General features: G+C 76.4%; 1 protein-coding gene. It reads right to left on the reverse strand.

The features are described 5' to 3' along the window. Nucleotides 1-1,547: ABC transporter permease (locus SACPADRAFT_RS32940; RefSeq protein WP_028662469.1), on the reverse strand; the 1,547-nt coding region annotated here is incomplete at both ends.

Genomic DNA, 1,547 nt, shown 5'->3' on the forward strand with positions numbered 1-1,547 from the left:
AGCACCACGGGCGCGGCCACCCACGGGGTGAGCACCGCGGCGTCGGCCGGGCGCACCAGGTCGAACAGCCCGACCCCGACCGCGACCCTGACGGTTCCGGCCCCGGTCGTGGCCACGAGCGCGGGCATCGCCGCCTCCGTGCGCAACGCCGTGCCCAACGTCCGCACCGGTGTGCCCGCCGCGAGCAGCGCGCCGAAGGTGCGCCTGCGGTCGAACACCGACCCGGCCGTCGCGATCGCCGCGCTGCACCCGCTCAGCACGGCCGCCGCCACCAGTCCGAGCACCGTGACCCGACGCAGGTCCGCCAGCGTCGTCCGTTGGTCGGCGACCCGCGCCCGGATGCTGTCCACCCCCGCCGCTCCCGCGGCGCCGGTCAGCGCCGTGCGCGCGACCTCACGGTCACCGGGTCCGGGGTTCAGCACAACGTGGGCGGCCTGGTCGGCGGCGGTCTCGGGGAGCACGTCCGGATGCACGAGGGCGGGCACGCGAATCCCCCGGGTGTCCGGGAGGTCGTACACCGGCGTGTCCGGGTCCAGCGGCACGGTCGCGTGTCCGTCCTGTTCGACGGGGCCGCCGGGGCCGCTACCGCCCGCGGGTCGCTCGGCGCGTATCCCCACCGCGGCCGGGTCGAGATCACCGGGCGCGCTCACCCCGGGTGCGCGCCCGGCACACGTGCCGACGTCCACCCGCAACACCTGCCGGGCCCCGGCGCAGTCCAGCACGAAGGCCTCCCACCTGCGGGTACCGTCGTCGAACAGCACGACCGGCACCGTCAGCGCACGGCCGTCCGAGCCGGAGCGCCGCAACGTCTCCCCGGCCTCGGCGGCGATCTCCTCGGCCTCGTCCACCGACCGGGTGGAGGTGTACAGCGCCGAGGCCGCGAACGGCGACGACGAGCCCATCAGCGCGCCCGCCGACGCGAGCAGGGTCAGCGCCATCGAGCCGGTGAACACCGCCAGCACCACGCCCGCGGACGCGCGGTAGGCACCCTTCGGGTCGTCCCGCAGGCGCCGCCCGGCCAACAACGCCGGGGCGCCGCGCCAGAACCGGACGAACAGCGACCCCACCGCCGCGGTCACCCACGGACCGACCAACGCCGCGGAGGCCAGGACCGCGGCGAGCGAGGCGAACAGTACCGGCAACCAATCCGGGCCGTCGGCGTTGGTCACCACGAGGAAGAAGCCCCCGACCGTCACCGGCACGGACAGCAGGCGCCACCAGTGCGGTCGCCCGCGCACGTGCCGGTTCGCCGCGCCCAACGGCGCCCGCACCACCCGACGCAGCCCGAGCACGGCCGACAGCAGCACGAGCACCGGGATCGTCAGCACCACCGGCACCGAGACCGTCACGGGCAACGCGAAGTCGCCCGCCTGCCAGGTGTCGCCGTCCCAGGGGACGTACCGGGCCAGTGCGTGCAGCGGCGGACTCAGCGCCAGGCCGATCAGCGCACCACCCACCGCCGCGATCGCCATCTCACCGGCCACGGTCGCCACCACCTGCCCCGGGCTCGCCCCGGCCAGGCGCAGCGCGGCGAGCCGGGCCTCCCG

Origin of the sequence: Saccharomonospora iraqiensis subsp. paurometabolica YIM 90007, assembly GCF_000231035.2 — a bacterium.
In the GTDB taxonomy this organism is placed as follows: domain Bacteria; phylum Actinomycetota; class Actinomycetes; order Mycobacteriales; family Pseudonocardiaceae; genus Saccharomonospora; species Saccharomonospora paurometabolica.